This is a genomic window from Microcystis sp. M061S2, from assembly GCF_020245605.1.
GTDB lineage: Bacteria > Cyanobacteriota > Cyanobacteriia > Cyanobacteriales > Microcystaceae > Microcystis.
Window position 1 is genome coordinate 1 of the sequence record NZ_JADBUP010000017.1, and the last position, 16410, is coordinate 16410.

Annotated in this window: 15 protein-coding genes and 1 pseudogene; 5 read left to right on the forward strand and 11 right to left on the reverse strand. The window is 43.8% G+C overall.

Annotation, left to right across the window (positions count from 1 at the left end):
- Positions 1–604 (forward strand): Uma2 family endonuclease (locus IM475_RS02695; protein WP_287726595.1); only part of this gene is annotated, 604 nt, incomplete at its 5' end.
- Between the two features lie 22 nt (positions 605–626).
- Here IM475_RS02695 and aspS read toward each other — a convergent pair.
- The gene (gene aspS / locus IM475_RS02700) at positions 627–2414 is read right to left on the reverse strand and encodes an aspartate--tRNA ligase (RefSeq protein ID WP_287726596.1); all 1788 of its coding nucleotides are present in this window, start codon (positions 2412–2414) and stop codon (positions 627–629) included.
- Between the two features lie 220 nt (positions 2415–2634).
- Between aspS and IM475_RS02705 the strand changes: the two genes are divergently transcribed.
- From IM475_RS02705 to IM475_RS02720, 4 genes and pseudogenes are all read left to right on the forward strand, one after another.
- Positions 2635–3417, forward strand: coding sequence for an aldolase/citrate lyase family protein (locus IM475_RS02705; RefSeq protein ID WP_287658502.1), 783 nt, complete (start codon positions 2635–2637; stop codon positions 3415–3417).
- Positions 3418–3695: 278 nt separating this feature from the next.
- Entirely contained in the window at positions 3696–3797 is a 102-nt protein-coding gene (locus IM475_RS02710) for a DUF2281 domain-containing protein (RefSeq protein ID WP_256377588.1), read from the forward strand.
- A 24-nt stretch (positions 3798–3821) separates the two neighbouring features.
- Positions 3822–4142, forward strand: a pseudogene (locus IM475_RS02715) (IS30 family transposase); the annotation flags it as partial.
- Between the two features lie 31 nt (positions 4143–4173).
- Positions 4174–6894, forward strand: coding sequence for a valine--tRNA ligase (locus tag IM475_RS02720; RefSeq protein WP_287726597.1), 2721 nt, complete (start codon positions 4174–4176; stop codon positions 6892–6894).
- 69 nt (positions 6895–6963) lie between these two features.
- Here the strand turns inward: IM475_RS02720 and IM475_RS02725 are convergent, their stop codons facing one another.
- The 10 genes from IM475_RS02725 to IM475_RS02770 all read right to left on the reverse strand — a co-directional run bounded on the left by IM475_RS02725 (position 6964) and on the right by IM475_RS02770 (position 16410).
- Entirely contained in the window at positions 6964–8400 is a 1437-nt protein-coding gene (locus IM475_RS02725) for an NADP-dependent isocitrate dehydrogenase (protein ID WP_287726598.1), read from the reverse strand.
- A 431-nt stretch (positions 8401–8831) separates the two neighbouring features.
- Entirely contained in the window at positions 8832–9623 is a 792-nt protein-coding gene (locus IM475_RS02730; RefSeq protein WP_287726599.1) for a hypothetical protein, read from the reverse strand.
- Positions 9624–9649: 26 nt separating this feature from the next.
- On the reverse strand, positions 9650–9865 hold the full coding sequence (locus IM475_RS02735; protein ID WP_159254313.1) for a hypothetical protein: 216 nt from the start codon (positions 9863–9865) through the stop codon (positions 9650–9652).
- A gap of 6 nt (positions 9866–9871) precedes the next feature.
- On the reverse strand, positions 9872–10186 hold the full coding sequence (locus IM475_RS02740) for a hypothetical protein (RefSeq protein WP_287726600.1): 315 nt from the start codon (positions 10184–10186) through the stop codon (positions 9872–9874).
- Entirely contained in the window at positions 10152–10253 is a 102-nt protein-coding gene (locus IM475_RS02745; protein WP_287726601.1) for a BrnT family toxin, read from the reverse strand. Before IM475_RS02745 ends, IM475_RS02740 begins: the two co-directional genes overlap by 35 nt.
- 133 nt (positions 10254–10386) lie before the next feature.
- On the reverse strand, positions 10387–10563 hold the full coding sequence (locus IM475_RS02750) for a hypothetical protein (RefSeq protein WP_287726602.1): 177 nt from the start codon (positions 10561–10563) through the stop codon (positions 10387–10389).
- Positions 10564–10572: 9 nt separating this feature from the next.
- Positions 10573–12705 (reverse strand): hypothetical protein, encoded by a 2133-nt coding sequence (locus IM475_RS02755; RefSeq protein WP_287726603.1) that lies wholly within the window; start codon positions 12703–12705, stop codon positions 10573–10575.
- 9 nt (positions 12706–12714) lie between these two features.
- Positions 12715–13185, reverse strand: coding sequence for a hypothetical protein (locus IM475_RS02760; RefSeq protein ID WP_287726604.1), 471 nt, complete (start codon positions 13183–13185; stop codon positions 12715–12717).
- Between the two features lie 83 nt (positions 13186–13268).
- Entirely contained in the window at positions 13269–14375 is a 1107-nt protein-coding gene (locus tag IM475_RS02765) for a hypothetical protein (RefSeq protein ID WP_287726605.1), read from the reverse strand.
- The gene (locus IM475_RS02770) at positions 14368–16410 is read right to left on the reverse strand and encodes a baseplate J/gp47 family protein (RefSeq protein ID WP_287726606.1); all 2043 of its coding nucleotides are present in this window, start codon (positions 16408–16410) and stop codon (positions 14368–14370) included. The genes IM475_RS02765 and IM475_RS02770 overlap by 8 nt, the downstream gene beginning before the upstream one ends.

Sequence of the window (16410 nt, forward strand, 5' to 3'; positions counted from 1 at the left end):
AAAACGGGTAGTTTTTAATCATCTCAGTTGGTTATCCTATCGGCAAATTTTACAGGCCCTAGGGGAAAATAATCGCGCCCATTTATTTTATGATCGTGGCACTTTAGAGATTACTATGCCCCTAGAAGAACACGAGTTTTACCGAGAATTAATCGGATTATTTATCCGGATTTTGGTGGTAGAATTGGGTTTAAAAATTAAAAGTATGGGTTCCACAACTCTAGCTAGGGAAGATTTAGAACGAGGAGCAGAACCGGATAATGCTTACTATATTCAAAATCAAGCTAAAGTGCTAGGAAAAAGAATTAATTTAACTGAAGATCCGCCCCCAGATTTAGTGGTGGAAGTGGATATAACCCACACGGATATTAATAAATTAGCACTTTATGCCCGTTTGGGAGTGCCGGAATTATGGCGTTTTAATGGACAAATCTGGCGCATTTATCGGTTAGAAAAGGGGGTTTATCAGGAAGGAGAATTTAGTCCCACTTTTCCCCTAGTTCCGAAAACTAAACTCTATGAATTTTTAGCCACTGCTAAAGAGGATGAAGTGAGAGCAGAAAAGAATTTAAGAGCATGGTGTCAACAGACTTTTAAAAATTAGGTGGGCAATGCCCACCCTAATCTTAGGATGGCGGTTTGTAGGTAGAAGCAACGGATAATTCCTTTAATTGCTTCGCTGCCACTGTTGAAGGTGCAGAAGTGAGTAAACAACTAGCTTGCTGGGTTTTCGGGAAAGCAATCACATCGCGAATTGATTCTTCCCCCGCTAACAACATCACCAAGCGATCTAAACCGTAGGCGATGCCACCGTGGGGAGGGGTTCCGTATTCAAAAGCTTCTAACAAAAAGCCGAATTTATTATAGGCTTCCTCTGGGGATAGACCGATGGTGGCGAAGACTTTTTCCTGTACTTCCCGTTGATAGATCCGCAAACTGCCGCCACCGATTTCAATACCATTAAAAATCATATCGTAGGCTAGGGCGCGAGCCTGGGCTAGATCCTCTAAATCTTCGGGATTGGGGGCAGTAAAGGGATGATGCAATGCTTCTAGGCGTTTTTCCTCGGTGTTGTATTCAAACATCGGGAAATCCGTCACCCAGAGGAGGTTGATTTTCTCGGGATCAATTAATCCCAATTGTTCCCCTAAAACTAAGCGTAGGCGGGATAGGGATTTATTGACTGTATCGGTATCTCCCGCCCCAAATAACAGCAGATGGCCCGGTTTTGCGCCAGTCTTCTCGATTAAAGCCTGTTTTTGTGCCTCTGTCAGGTTATCTTTAATCGCACCAATGGTATCAAAATCGTAGTCTTCGCGCACGCGGATGTAGGCGATTCCCTTCGCACCCGCATCGGTGGCTTCTTTGAATAAATCCCCACCCGGTTTGATTCTGACGTTAGAAATCGCCTCGTTACCGTTGGGAATCGGTAAAACTTTCACCGTCCCCCCACTAGCGATCGCACCTGAAAACACCTTAAATCCCGAATCGGCAAAAATCTCCGCCACATTGACCAATTCCAAGCCAAAACGGGTATCGGGGCGATCGACCCCATAGCGATCCATAGCCTCAGCATAGGTTAAACGGGGCAGGGGCAGGCTTATATCAATATTTTTGACTTTTTTGAAGATATGAGCGATTAAAGCCTCATTTAGGGCTAAAATCTCAGGTAAGGAGAGAAAACTCATCTCCATATCCAACTGAGTAAATTCCGGTTGACGATCAGCGCGCAGATCTTCATCGCGGAAACAGCGAGCGATTTGATAGTAGCGATCCATTCCCGACACCATTAATAATTGCTTAAATAGTTGCGGTGATTGGGGTAAAGCGTACCATTGGCCTTGGTTGACCCGGGAAGGAACCAGATAATCCCGCGCCCCTTCGGGAGTCGATCGAGTTAAAATTGGCGTTTCCACTTCGATAAAATGCTGTTCATCTTCGAGAAAACGGCGCATTTCTTTGACAACTTGGTGACGTAGTTGTAAATTCTGACTCATACGCTCCCGGCGTAGGTCTAGATAGCGGTATCGCAAGCGCACATCTTCCCGGACCGATTCACTTTCGGAACTAGAGACGACAAAAGGCAGTTGTTTAGTAACCCCGTTGAGAATCTCGATGCTAGTGGCGTAAATTTCGATTTCTCCGGTGGCAATGCGCGGGTTAAGGGATTCGGTAGGCCTTTGACTGACTGTTCCCGTCACCTTGATGACATACTCGTTTCTGACGGTTTCAGCGATGGGGTAGGAAGCGGGGGTTCGTTGGGGATCACTGACGATCTGGACAATACCACTGCGATCCCGTAGATCAATAAAAATAACGCCACCGTGATCGCGACGGCGATCGACCCAACCGAAGAGGGTGACACTTTTTTCAATTTCGATCGCGCTAAGGTCGCCACAGTAGTGAGTTCGCATAGTCTAACTAGAGAATTACTTATATTACGAATGTAGTATAGAAAGGATGTGGCCAGAAAAAAATCAGACGGCCTTGTTCATTATGCCGGTATTTTGTCGCTCTTGTCCCCTTGTTTAGGGTATTTTTATGGTCTCTTAGTCCTCAGCTATCGGCTTTTCGCGGATCGGCTATAATCAACAAGGCTCATCTAGCAGTTACCGATTTTCAACGATTAAAATCATGAATTCCTTAGAAAAAAAAATGGTGGAACTGTTAAGAGAACTCAGGGAAGATCACCATGTTTCAGGAGTAAAAGCGGAATTCGAGACGGAAGGAACCCGACTGACGGAAGCGATGCGGTTGAAAGAAATTAGTCTGACAGCGGGGGTAGATTTTAATCTGAAAATCGCCGGTTGCGAAGCGATCAGAGATATCTTTGATGCGGTTAATTTAGGAGTCGATCGCTTGATTGCTCCCATGGTAGAAACAGCCTACGCTTTACAAAAATATCTGCGGGCAGCTAGGAGAATTTTAGCTGATCAACGGGTGGAAGATGTGGAGTTATTAGTTAATATTGAAACGATTACTGCCTGTGAGAATTTTCAGGAAATGTTGGCGATTCCAGAGATAAAATCTCTCCATGGTATCGTCATCGGACGGATGGATTTAGCCTGTTCTTTGGGATTAACTCGTCAGGATGTCAATAGCGAGCAAGTTTTAGCTCTAGCTTTACCTTTGGCAAAAAAGGCTAAGGCTGCCGGTTTGACTGTTGCTATTGGGGGTGGGGTGTCACTGCATTCTTTACCGTTTTTCAAAATGTTCTGCCAAGGACATTTTGACCGCTTCGAGACGCGCAAAGTTATCTTTAATTGTCCCCAAGCTTTGGATAATTTTAGTTTAGCTTTGCCAAAGGCGATCGAGTTTGAATTACTCTGGTTAGAGAATAAAAAAAATTATTATGGTGCTATTGTTGGTGAAGATGACCAGCGTTTAGAAATCTTGCATAATTTACTTTTTGGTTAAAGATATTGGTCAGTTCTATCGACCGCTCAAAACCTAGACAGCAAAGTTATACAGATGTGGACTCATTATGAATAACTTCTCTTAATTAGGGTTAGCTGAAAAAGTTTTTCGTGGTTGCAGGGTCTGGGGTGTGGGGTTTAGAGTGCTTCAATTTGCGCTTGATGTTTGTGCCGACAAGGCTATAATATTGATAGCACCTACTTTTGTACTAAAAACAATGGCATTATCCACCAATTACTTGACGTTTAATCAGAGAAATTATCAATATTGATACAGAAATCTTACAAACACTTTCGACAATGCCAGATTCTCTAAAGCACGAACTTCTGCACTATGCCAAGTATCTCATAGAAAACCACTCAAAGGAATATATGGAATGAATGCCTTCAAGGAAATCAACCCTTGTCACCGAAAAACTTTTCCAAGAGATTCCCCCTGACCAAAGAAAAACCTTTACTTGTGACAAGGTCAATGAATTTTGTGGACATCAAGAGTTGAGTCAGAAATTGGGAGCAGATTTTTATTTTGCTACTCCTTATCATTCTTGGGAGAGGGGATTAAACGAGCATACTAATGGACTATTAAGACAATTTTTTCCCAAGGAAACGAATTTGAAAATCCTTAAGCCAGAGGAAATAGAAAGAGCCGTAAATTTGATTAACAATCGTCCTCGAAAATGTCTTGACTATCGTACCCCGAATAAGGTATTCTATGAGATTAGATAAGACAGTGATTAAATCCAGACTTGAATTGGCCATGACCTCGGAACTATCGAAGCAATACGATCCTAAGATCACAGAAACGAAATGGCAGCAATATTGGGAAAATCAAGAAATATTTAGAGCAAACCCCGAAAAAGGCGGCGAAACCTACTGTATAGTTATCCCTCCTCCCAATGTTACCGGTAGTCTCCACATGGGTCACGCCTTCGAGAGTGCCTTGATTGATACACTTGTTCGCTACAAGCGCATGACCGGCAAAAATACCCTCTGGCTGCCCGGTACGGATCACGCTAGTATTGCAGTACAAGCCATACTTGATCGCCAATTAAAAGCCGAAAAAACCGACCGTTACCAACTAGGAAGGGAAAAATTCCTCGAACGCGCTTGGCAATGGAAAGAGGAGTCCGGTAGTACCATTGTTAATCAACTGCGACGCTTGGGGGTATCCGTCGATTGGACGCGGGAACGTTTCACCATGGATGAGGGACTTTCCCATGCTGTTCGTACTGCTTTTATCAAACTTTATCAAGACGGATTAATCTATCGCGGTCAATACTTAGTTAACTGGTGTCCCGAATCCCGGTCGGCCGTTTCCGATTTAGAGGTGGAAAACAAGGACATTGAGGGAAATCTCTGGTATTTTCGCTATCCTCTCAGCGATGGTAGCGGTTATCTTCAAGTGGCCACCACAAGGCCTGAAACCATGCTCGGTGATACTGGTGTAGCTGTCAACCCGCAAGACCCCCGTTATCGCCATTTAATCGGCAAAACCGTCACTTTACCGATAATGGGGCGAGAAATCCCCATTATTGCCGATGAATTGGTGGATACTGAATTCGGTACCGGTTGCGTCAAAGTTACGCCGGCCCACGATCCTAAAGATTTTGAGATGGGTAAACGCCATAATTTAGCCTTTATTAATATCATGAATTTAGACGGCAGTTTAAACGAAAATGCCGGAATATTCGCAGGTCAAGATCGTTTTGTTGCCCGCAAAAATGTTGTTAAAAAACTCGATGAAGACGGCTTTTTAGTCAAGATTGAAGCCTATCGCCATAGCGTCCCCTATAGCGATCGAGGTAAAGTTCCCGTGGAACCCCTTTTATCTACCCAATGGTTCGTTAAAATCGAACCTTTAGCCACAAAAGCTTTAGCCTATTTAGATCAGGAAAACTCGCCCCGTTTTGTGCCGGAAAGATGGACAAAAGTTTATCGTGATTGGTTAGTTAAACTAAAAGATTGGTGTATTTCTCGACAACTGTGGTGGGGTCATCAAATTCCCGCTTGGTACATTATCAGTGAAACTAATAACGAAATTACTAACCATACTCCCTTCGTCGTTGCCCAGGATGAAAACTCCGCTTTAGCCAAGGCTAAACAGGAGTATGGAGAGGATATAATTATTCAACAAGACCCCGATGTTTTAGATACTTGGTTTTCTTCGGGATTGTGGCCATTTTCGACTATGGGCTGGCCAGAAAAAACCCTTGATCTAGACACCTATTATCCCACTACAACCCTCGTCACTGGTTTTGATATTATCTTTTTCTGGGTGGCCAGAATGACGATGATGGCGGGCTATTTTACGCAACAAATGCCCTTTAAAGATGTGTATATTCACGGTTTAGTTAGGGATGAAAACGGCAAAAAGATGTCTAAATCTGCCAATAACGGCATCGATCCCCTAATTTTAATTGATAAATATGGAACCGATGCTTTACGATATACCTTAATTCGAGAAGTGGCAGGAGCAGGACAGGATATCAGTCTGCAATATAACCGTAAAACCGATGAATCGGAATCCGTAGAAGCTGCCCGAAATTTTGCCAATAAAATTTGGAATGCTTCCCGTTTTGTCATGATGAATCTGGAGGGAAAAACCCCAGAAGAATTGGGAGAACCAGTTTTAGAAAATTTAGAATTAGCCGATCGCTGGATTTTATCTCGTTATCATCAAACAGTACAAAAAACTAGAGATTATCTAGAAAATTATGGCATGGGGGAAGCGGCTAAAGGTCTATACGAATTTATCTGGCGCGATTTCTGTGATTGGTATATCGAGTTAGTAAAAACTCGTTTATGGAAGGATAAAGAATCGGTTTCCTGCGCTACAGCCAGGCAAACTTTGGCTTTTATCTTGGCAGGGACATTAAAATTATTACATCCCTTTATGCCCCATATTACCGAGGAAATTTGGCATCATTTAACCAAAGAAAATCAGCAAGTTTTGGCTTTAGAAACCTATCCAATAGCTGATAGTTCTCTGATCGATCTAGACTTAGAAAATACTTTTGAGTTATTAATAGAAAGTATTCGGGTGTTGCGTAATTTGCGGGCCGAAGCGGGGATTAAACCGGGAGCAACTATCACGGCAATTTTACAGACAGAAAACAGCCAAGAATTAGCTATTTTGCAACGCGGACAAGTGTACTTAAAAGACTTGGCCAAGATTGAAAACTTAATTTTGACTGCCAAATTAACCGAGGAAGTCAATCAAGCGATCGCCGGTGTTGTCGCTACGGTAGAAATCCTTATACCCCTGTCCGGATTGGTTGATATATCGGTATTGGCTGGGAAATTAGCGAAAAATTTAGCTAAAGTAGAAGGGGAAATCAAGGGTTTTAGCGATCGCCTGAGTAAACCTAGCTTTGTCGAAAAAGCTCCAGAAGCTTTAATCCAAAAAACGAAGCAAGCTTTAGCAGAGGCCGAAAAACAAGCCCAAATTCTCCAAGAACGCTTAAAACGCCTGCATTAACGGAGGCAGGGGTAATTTTGGGGATTTTCCGAAAAATAGGGCAGTTTTCAGGCTACCCTAACCGGAAAATTAATCCCCAAAATGGGAGATAATCGCGTCGGCAAATTCGGAACATTTCAGGGGAGGATTAACGGGAGGTTCCATCAGACGCGCTAAATCGTAGGTAACTTGTCGATTAGCGATCGCTGCTGCGATGCCTTTTTTAATCAAATCGGCCGCTTCTTGCCATCCCATGTATTCCAACATCATCACCCCGGAAAGAATCACCGAACCGGGGTTAATTCGGTCTAAACCGGCGTGTTTAGGGGCCGTGCCGTGGGTTGCCTCAAAAATAGCGCAAGTATCGCCAATATTCGCCCCAGGTCCCATCCCTAAACCACCGACGATCGCCGCTGCCGCATCGGAGAGATAATCGCCATTCAGGTTCATGGTGGCGAGGATCGAGTATTCATCGGGACGGGTTTGGATCTGTTGGAAGATACTATCGGCAATGCGATCGTTGACCATAATTTTATCTTGCCACTGGCCATGGCCGTGGGTTTCCCAGATAGCATCGAGAACACTGGTCACTTCTTGGCAGATTTTGGCTTTTTTCTCGTCCGTGAGGGCATCATAACCCGGTTCCACCATGCGGGCGTTATCTTCAATGGTCAGATCGGGGTTTTTCTCCTTATTGCTCAGGATCCATGATTCCATCTCGGTGACGCACACATCCCGGAATTCACTTTTAGCTAATTCATAACCCCAATCCCGGAACGCCCCTTCCGTATATTTCATAATGTTACCCTTGTGGACAAGCGTAACTTGATTTTTCGGTTTCGGTAAAGTCAGCGCTCGTTCGATCGCCCGGCGGACTAATCTTTGGGAACCCGTCTTACTAATTGGTTTGATCCCGATACCCGCGTCGAGGGGAATTTGTTTTTTACCGTGTTCGGGAGTGGCGGGAATTAGTTCGGTGTTGAGATAATTAATCAGTTTATCGGCGATTTCCGTGCCTTGTTTCCATTCGATACCGAGATAGATATCCTCGGTATTTTCCCGATAGACAATGACATCGAGTTTTTCCGGGGTTTTATGGGGGGAAGGGGTTCCCGCATAGTAACGACAGGGACGAACACAGGCATAGAGGTCAAAAATTTGCCGCAAAGCCACATTCAGGGAACGAATGCCGCCACCGATGGGAGTGGTCAAGGGACCCTTGATGGCAATACCATATTCTCTAATCGCTGTCAATGTATCTTGAGGTAGATATTGATAGGTCCCGTAGATTTCGCAAGCTTCATCGCCAGCATAGACTTTAAACCAATGGATTTTCCTTTGACCACCGTAGGCTGTGGCGATCGCCGCATCGATAACTTTTGCGGTTGCGGGCCAGATATCGACTCCCGTACCGTCACCACGAATGAAGGGAATGATGGGATCGTCGGGAACTAGAGGTTTTCCCTCAGAAAAAGTAATTTTCGAGCCTGTTGTCGGTGGGGTAATTTTTTCGTAGCTCACAGTCATGGGCTTCCAGGAACGGTATTTATCTATACGTTGGCAGTCTAGCGCCGTCAATATCTATACTCAGGGATTTTGGGTAATTTCTTAAAGATTCCCTTGCTGGTATCAACTTCGTACCTCACCATTAAGATAACTGCTATAGCTAAGTAGCTGGTTATAATTAAATTAAAAATGGATTTTAGCTTCGATCCCCCCTGCCCCCCTTGATAAGGGGGGTGCCGGTAGGCGGGGGGATCCCCCCTTAATAAGGGGGGTGCCGATCCCCCCTTAGTCCCCCCTTTAATCCCCCCTTGATAAGGGGGGTGTCTGACAACTTTTAACACCTACCTACTTAAGACTCTTTTAAGCTGCCCGCGTATTTAAATTGCTTGTTGAGATGAGGCAAGAGGCTTCGCCAGAATTTGATGAGGGTTTACCCAAAATTGATCGGGAAGTTATCGACTAACCGTTGGTTCTATAATCTTAATTTTTTCGATGATACCGAAGTTTTCACTAATTGTTCGTGTTGCTTTTAGTTGACCAGTTACTAAAAACTTCAGCTTCATTTTAATTGAGGATGTATCGGCTGGATTTCCTGCTAAAAACTGAATTTGTCGCAGTTGGGCTAAAATTCTCAGGGAATCCGCATTATATTCTGTTTGGTAGGTAGGATCGATTAATTGGTCGTGGTAAGTCAGGATAGAGCCAGCAATGAGAGCCGTTAATTCTTCCAGTTCATTGATAGTTGCAGCTTGTACCTCTATGAAAAGTTCTTGTTCAAAGTTTCTTAGGCTAAAAATCCCGACAAACGAGTAGATAAACAAGATACTTTCTGCCTGTGATATATCATAGGTAAAGTTACACTCTTTGGTTTTATAATTGATGGTAAAGTCTTGTTTTTCCTGAAGCAAAATTTGCTTTTCTTTTAAGCTACCTTCAGGAAAGAAAACTTGACACTGAATCGTTCCTTGTAGCGGTGTTTTGGCTAAGATATATGGCCCTAAAGGTTTTTTTTGGCTGACAGCCAGTTTTTCGCGAAACTCTTCTGGACGCGGTTGATTAGAGGTGTTTTCTCCGGGTTGTTGGCTGATGGTAAAGTAACCCGGAGTTAGCACAATAATCGGGAGATTACTGCTATCATTTGAGTCAATCGGTCCGGCTTTAATGTGTTGCTCTGCGGGAGAAACAACGCTTGCTAAGGTTTCAACTAGCAAGCTGATTATTCTCAAAACTAGGTTTCGAATCATGGCAGTTTTGGGGAATATTAACTATTTCATTGAGAGAGAACTTCTACTTTTTTAGCGTCGTCGAGATTTTCTTCTTCCTCAGCTTGAGCGAGTAACTCTTCTAATGCTTGAATCGCACCACTGATGCGCAGCATAGTAGTTCTTAGATTAGACCCTTGTGTTTCTAGATCAGCTAACATTTTTTGACCGGACTCATATTCGGCTTTGAGTTGTTGGATGCGTTCTTGGATTTGTTCTTTCATGTTCCTTTAGTGATAAGTTGTTTGAGCAAGGATTTCTTCTATGATATTCGATATTTCTGCTTCTGAGTCAATATACTTGGCTAAAACCTGTGCTGTTGTCTCTAATATACGGTTAGAAAACAATTTGGTTAAATCCTGTCTTAATCCTTGTCCAATATACAACTTCAGCAGTGCTTCATAAGACATATCTCGATTAGCAGCTACTTTTTTGATGGTGGCTAAGGTATCTTTTGGAATATCCAGAGAGATTGTCTCTTCAAGACGGGGATGCAGTTTTAAGCTATATTCATCTTCTGGTTTGTTTATAGAGTTTCCTTTCATTTCTAGTAGCTTGACGAGCAGAAATTATACGGTTTATTTTTCCTTTTTCTACATAGATAACTAACAAAAGATGCTGTTCTAAAGAATAACCCAGAATAAAACGACGTTGTTCACTATTGGTAACATTCTGGGGGGAGGCGTTTTTCTGGTTGTTCCTTCATGTTTCTTTAGAGATAAGGTGTTTAAAGTAATCGCTATTATTATTTAATCATAGCTTGACAGCTAATGTTTAGTTCTTTGGTCATTTGATCAAGCCAGATATATTTCCCGCCAACTGACCAGAGCTGCGATCGCAATGGACGCATGGTAACAATTGCTTGTCCGAAGGTAGGGTTAAACATGGCTTTATCACCAGTGATGAGAATGAATTCAGTCATAGATTAATATCATCCTTTGGCCCTAAAGGTAATCCCATCTAAAGAAATCCAGCTAAAATTTCCTGTTACTACTTCAACTTTTCCATCAGGCTGAATATCAACCCGACCAAGTACAGCACTGGCTAGAACTGCGTGAACTTCTCTATAGGCAGGTCTGTAAGTATCAGGAAGCGTAAAAATAGTAGGCTGTCTACCATTTTTTACTACCCCTCTGAGGTGAACTATTCCCAAACTATCTTTGAAATATCCAGCAGGATTATCGGGAGTCCCCCAATTTAGCCAATTGTTCTCCAAAGTTGGTGCTATCCAGTCAGAAGTAGTGATACTTTTTACCGTTATTTTCCCACTAACGTTGACATCACCATTAACATCCAAAATAGCTTTGGTATCAGTTGTACCGATGCCGACTTTGCCAGTAATAATTGCACTGCTATCAATCTTAACTTTGCCTGTCCCTTTTGCTTTCAATACTAAATCTTTATTACTCTCAGTTCCTGCTGGAGAAATAATCCCAAGAACAGAAAGATTACCACTTACATCAAGGGTCATTAAGGATGTTCCATTAGTACCTGCATTGAATGCAGCATCATTGTGTGAACCACCTTTATACCAAGCAAAGTTGCCACTGGTACGAAAATATTTGGTATTATGTTGTACGCCAATTGCATGTACAGTTCCGTATAAATTAAGCATTTGACGCATTGATGAACCAAAGCTAAGTGAACCTGTTACTGATAAATTTCCAGTAACCTTAACTTCTCCTGTCCCTTTTGCTTTCAATCCTAAATCTTGATTAGCATTACTTCCTGCTGCATAAATAGTATTAGAACCAAAGCCAATTCCTTGAGTACCATTGGTATGACGAAATTCTACACCATCACTATCATCTTTAAAATCACCGGTTATATATAAACCTTTAACGGCTGTGGGATGAGTTCCAGTACGAGTAGCCGAGGCAATATCTAACTTAGCAACTGGATTTTTTGTACTACCAATACCAACATTATTCCCTGGCCCATTGATAAGCAAAGGTTTGCTACCATGAGATTGAATCAAAGAATAATCTTGATGATAGCCTAATCGTAGATTAGAAGCATTAGTAGGTCCTAAAACTAAAGCCTCAATAATCTGATCTTGAAGTTGAGGAACAACAATACTTAGACTACCACTGACTGTACCGCCTTTATTCGAGAGAGCGCCGACATCAGCCGCCGTTGTCTTGTGGGGATTAGTTCCCCCATCGAGGGTTAAATCACTATGCTTGACCTTCTGGCTGTCAGTCCCGTTGTGGGTGTGAGCATCTAACTTCAATCCATCGGCGGAAATATCGCGATCATTTACCTTCCCACTAACAGTCAGATTGCCACTGACTGATAATTTTCCAAAAACCTGAACTTTTCCTGACCCTTTTGCTTGCAATCCTAAATCTTGATCAGTCTTACTTCCTGCTGCATAAATAGTATTGTAGCCAAAGCCAATTCCTTCCATACCGTTGCTATGGCGAAATTCTACACCCTCACGATCAGACAGAAAATCACCGGTTATATATAAACCTTTAACAGTTGTCGGATGAGTTCCACTACGAGTAGCTGAGGAAATATCTAACTTAGTAACTGGACTCTTCGTGCCGATGCCGACATTGCCATTACTCAGAATCGTCAGACGAGTAAGAGAATTCGTGGCAAAACTCAAAGGATGGTTGCTGTGTGTGCCGACCATCATGCCTGCTGGCGCTTCCCAAAAGCCAGTATGATGTACTAAGACTCGCCCATCAATATTGAGAAACTGAGTTCTGATGGATAATTTAGTATGTCTAGTGCCTTTAATATCAAGAACGCGATCCCACTGATTTTCATTTTCAGCAGTAGGAATTCCGATACTAACATTGCCTAGAGTAGCCAGGTCACTGCTAATAGTTACATTCTTGACAACGCTAATATTATTAACCGTCAGAGCGCCGCTGAAAGTAACTTCTTTAGCCGAGAGAGCACCCTCAATGGTCAGAGGACCAGTGATCTTATTATCATTGCCAGATCGATTTACCTTATCCTTCTCCAAGCGTAGCAGTTCTTCTATTGCGTCATTCCAGTCTTGGGATTGGACTAGATCGCCAGTTTTTTTAGTTTGAGGTTTAAAAGGCATAATTCCTCCTTAAAATAGAATTTCCCAAATCAGTGTTAATTTAAAATCGTTAGTTTTGTTGATGGCGGAAAACACCACGCGGTTGTACATCACCCCACCAGCATTAGCATTAAATAAGCCAGCCTCAGTCAAGGAACCATTAGCTTCATTAAAATCTAATTCTACCGTAATCTTCACCTGTATTTTACCATCACTGGTTATCGTGAGATCTTGAGTTGGATCGATTTTCGTGATGGCTTTGCGGAATAATTCAGTATTCAGGTTGGTATCAGTTTTTGGATCAACCTGAGTCGTACCAGTACCAACAGCAACATGAGAAATAGGAGCGATCTGCTCATTAATAAATAACTTGGCGACTAGATCCCGACCGCTTAAAACAATATTATTATCGGCAGAAAATTCTGCCACAATCTGATTAGTCTTATTGCGTTGCTGCACAGTTAACTTCCCTTTCATATTCAGAGCTTCAGAGAGTCCCACAAATTTTCCTCCTGTTTTTTACGCAAAAGTATTCAGCAAGATGCTTTTCCTATAACAGTTGTCTTTGAGCCGAAGCTTTCAAACTATCCCAGTTCATGAGTTTCACCAAAGTTTTTTTCGTAAGCGATAACAGCGAAAACCCCAGCCGCCTTCACCTTATCGACGATGTACTTAATCTGTTCCCTGGGACGATCGCTAAACTGATCGAGATTCTCGCTAAATCCTGGAATATCCCAGGGAATCCGCACCATGAAGGAACCGGGGGTAATTTTAGAGACTGTCATGGCGATATCGATGTCAAAATTTTTCGCTTGTGTGGGATCTAGTGCACTCAGTTCTTCTTCTTCAAACCGAGAAAAGTCAAACAGCGTCTCGTCAAATGCCGCTTCTGCTTCTCCAACCATAGCCTCAAAACGCCAACGAGATGCTCCCGGCCATAAGATAGGAGTACCTCCTGTTACCTCAATGGGAATGCCATTGAGAGAGGCAGTTTGGTTGGCGAAAAACGACAGAAGATCACCATTCTTTACCATGCCCTCGTATTGAGCATACTCGCCGGTAGTCAGATTGATAATCCGGGGATTAGTCAAGGGCAAGGGCAATGGCAACTTTGATTTAATCAAAAGGCGAACCTCTGGATAGATTTCCACCACATTCGGGTTTTCCACATCGAATTCCTGTAAGGGATGCCAGTTATTCCAGTGGAGAGTCTGAAATTTTGGCAAAAATTCAAGAATGCGAATCTGATTGCGAGCAGCGATCGCCTTCTCATCTTCCCCAACAATTCCCAGGTTAGCCGCCACAATGTTGATTATACCCTGTTTGGTAGAAGCGCCACTTTTGAGGACTTCAATCAGTCCGCGAATGCGCTGGCGGTAGATTTTATCGCTTTCAATACCCGCCGCACCGCTAGGGCGATCCACCTGCTTGAGTTGGGAGGTTCCTCCCAGGTTTTCCAGGTAGAGGGAGAAGATTTTGTCCAAATCGCCCTTCTGGTTGGTGTTAAAACCCTGAGAACCTTCATTATCTGCCTTATTGACATAATGAGCGTACATCACCTCTAGCAGATCTGCCTCCACTTCATCGAGGGTTTCGCCAAACACCTTGATAAATTCAGAGAAGATACTGTTGCCATCTTCCGCTAAGTAAAAATGAGGAAAGCGGCTGAGAATGCCTTGGGTCCTACCCATCGCTTCGACCTCCGATTCTCCGAGAAAGGGTGGCGCTGTTGATCGCCTCTACCGTGATCTCTAGTTCAACTTTTTCAAAAGTTTCCACCTTGACTTGCTTAGCCAATATTCGAGTCGGCTGGGAAGTCCCTTCCAGGGTGACTTGGATGGGTTTGAGTTCAACCATAATCACCGGCTTGACAGCGGCGGCGATCGCTCTCAAATCCGCAAACACCACATCCGTCCCTGGTTTGAGGGTAGCGACATAATTTACTAGCTTATCTTTGACTTGGCTGCTCACTTTCTGTTTTTCCCTCTCCGATAAGACCGCAGGTAAAGTAATCGTAATCTTTCCTTGCAAATTTAGTTTCTTGCTATAAGCAAAGACCTCTCCCAAAACCGGCTGTTCGACAAAACTGGCAGTCACCTGTTCCGGTTGCGCTTCAGTCTTTTGACACCAGGGTTTGGGGATGAGTTTCAGGGTATTTCCTATGATGCCAGAAACGCGGTTGATCGCGGTGATAATCTCACTTTTGACAATAGTGCTGCCAATGGCTTGGTTCTTAAAATATTCAGATAGGGCGTTGACCAATTCTTCCTCCTTCTGTTGATCGAGATTTGCTACCTGCAACTCAATCGTCACTGGCAGGGGTTTGATTTGGGATGCCACACACAGATGACCGGGGATGAACCGTTCAAACTCGTCTGTTTCAATGCGCTTGGCGGTGGCATCATAGCAATCCTCCTGGGTCGTCCCGTCCTGTCGCTGCTTGAAAGTAGTAATGACAAACTCATCGAGATTGCTGATGCCATCGAGAAAGAGGGCATTCTTGATAATCTGAGAAAATAGCAGCGGCTGCCCCATTTTTCGGTTTTTAATATAGTCCTCAATCTCGTTCTGGACAGCTTGCTCCAGTTTCAGCCGCTCTTCCTGGGATAATTTTAAGTCTGGGTTGATTTCAATCTTAAATACTCCATCCACCGTCACGGCGATGGCCGATTTGAGCCGGACAAAGATTCCCGCTGCCTTCACCCGGTCGATCTCATTTTCTAAGACAGCGACAGCTTCCTTATCTTGAAAGTCAACTCCATCGACATAGATTTCAATCAGACCAAACTGCCCCAACTGAATCGGACTCGGATTGCTAACGCTGAGAGTGTTAGTGGGGGTCCAGGTAGCATTAGCCGCCACTTCTCCGGCTTCTCCCTCAATCATTGATTGCACAGGCACCTCTACCGCATTAGCTGTGGCGGCCAAAACCACCTGGTTGGTAGTCTTAAATGCCAATGCCTTAGAGGTCGTGGTGAGTTGTGTGCCTTTGGCGATGGTGATCTTCCCTGAATCCGTCCCCCGCGTCAGAGTTACCTGTCCTCGGGCAAACCGGAAGTTTTCCCTCACCTTGACATCCTTGACACCGGGCAAACTCAGCAGGGCATTTTCCAGGGAGAGGATGGTGGCTTTACCAGAGGAAATCAGGGTGTTCTTTGCCCGTTCCCGCAGTTCTTCATCGGTTTCCCGGCGCTTGCCCGTGAAACGAGTCGGATTGGAGTTGCTGACGGCTTTGATCCCCGGTATGGGACGGGGAAGGACGGTTAAAGTCTCTGCTGGTGTAACCTGCGCTTCCCCCCGGTTGACTGCTTGGATTTTCACCTCTAAGCTGGTTTGTTCCTTGGGAAAGAGTTTGTTTTCAATAGTTTGATAAACCTTCTTGGGAGTGGTTGGTGTTTCCGGTGTGGCCACCAAAGTACCCCAGGGAACCTCAATGTCCTGCTGACCTATATCTCGTTCAAAAGTGATAGTGCCTTCGGCAAATTCGGGTTCTCCTCGCTTGATCCCGAGAATCGCCACCACCATGTCTAACTGCTGTCCCTCTGCCGTATCCACATAGGCAGACAGATAAACCAGCCTCATCTTTTCGTAGAGGAGGGCAATTTCGTAGGCAAAGGATTCATAAACAGTACGCGCTACACTGCCGACTTCAAAATCGGTCAGGACGGCGGTGCGCTGGCGCATATCCTCAAAGACTTGGTTAAATTTCTTCGGTTCAAAGGTCAT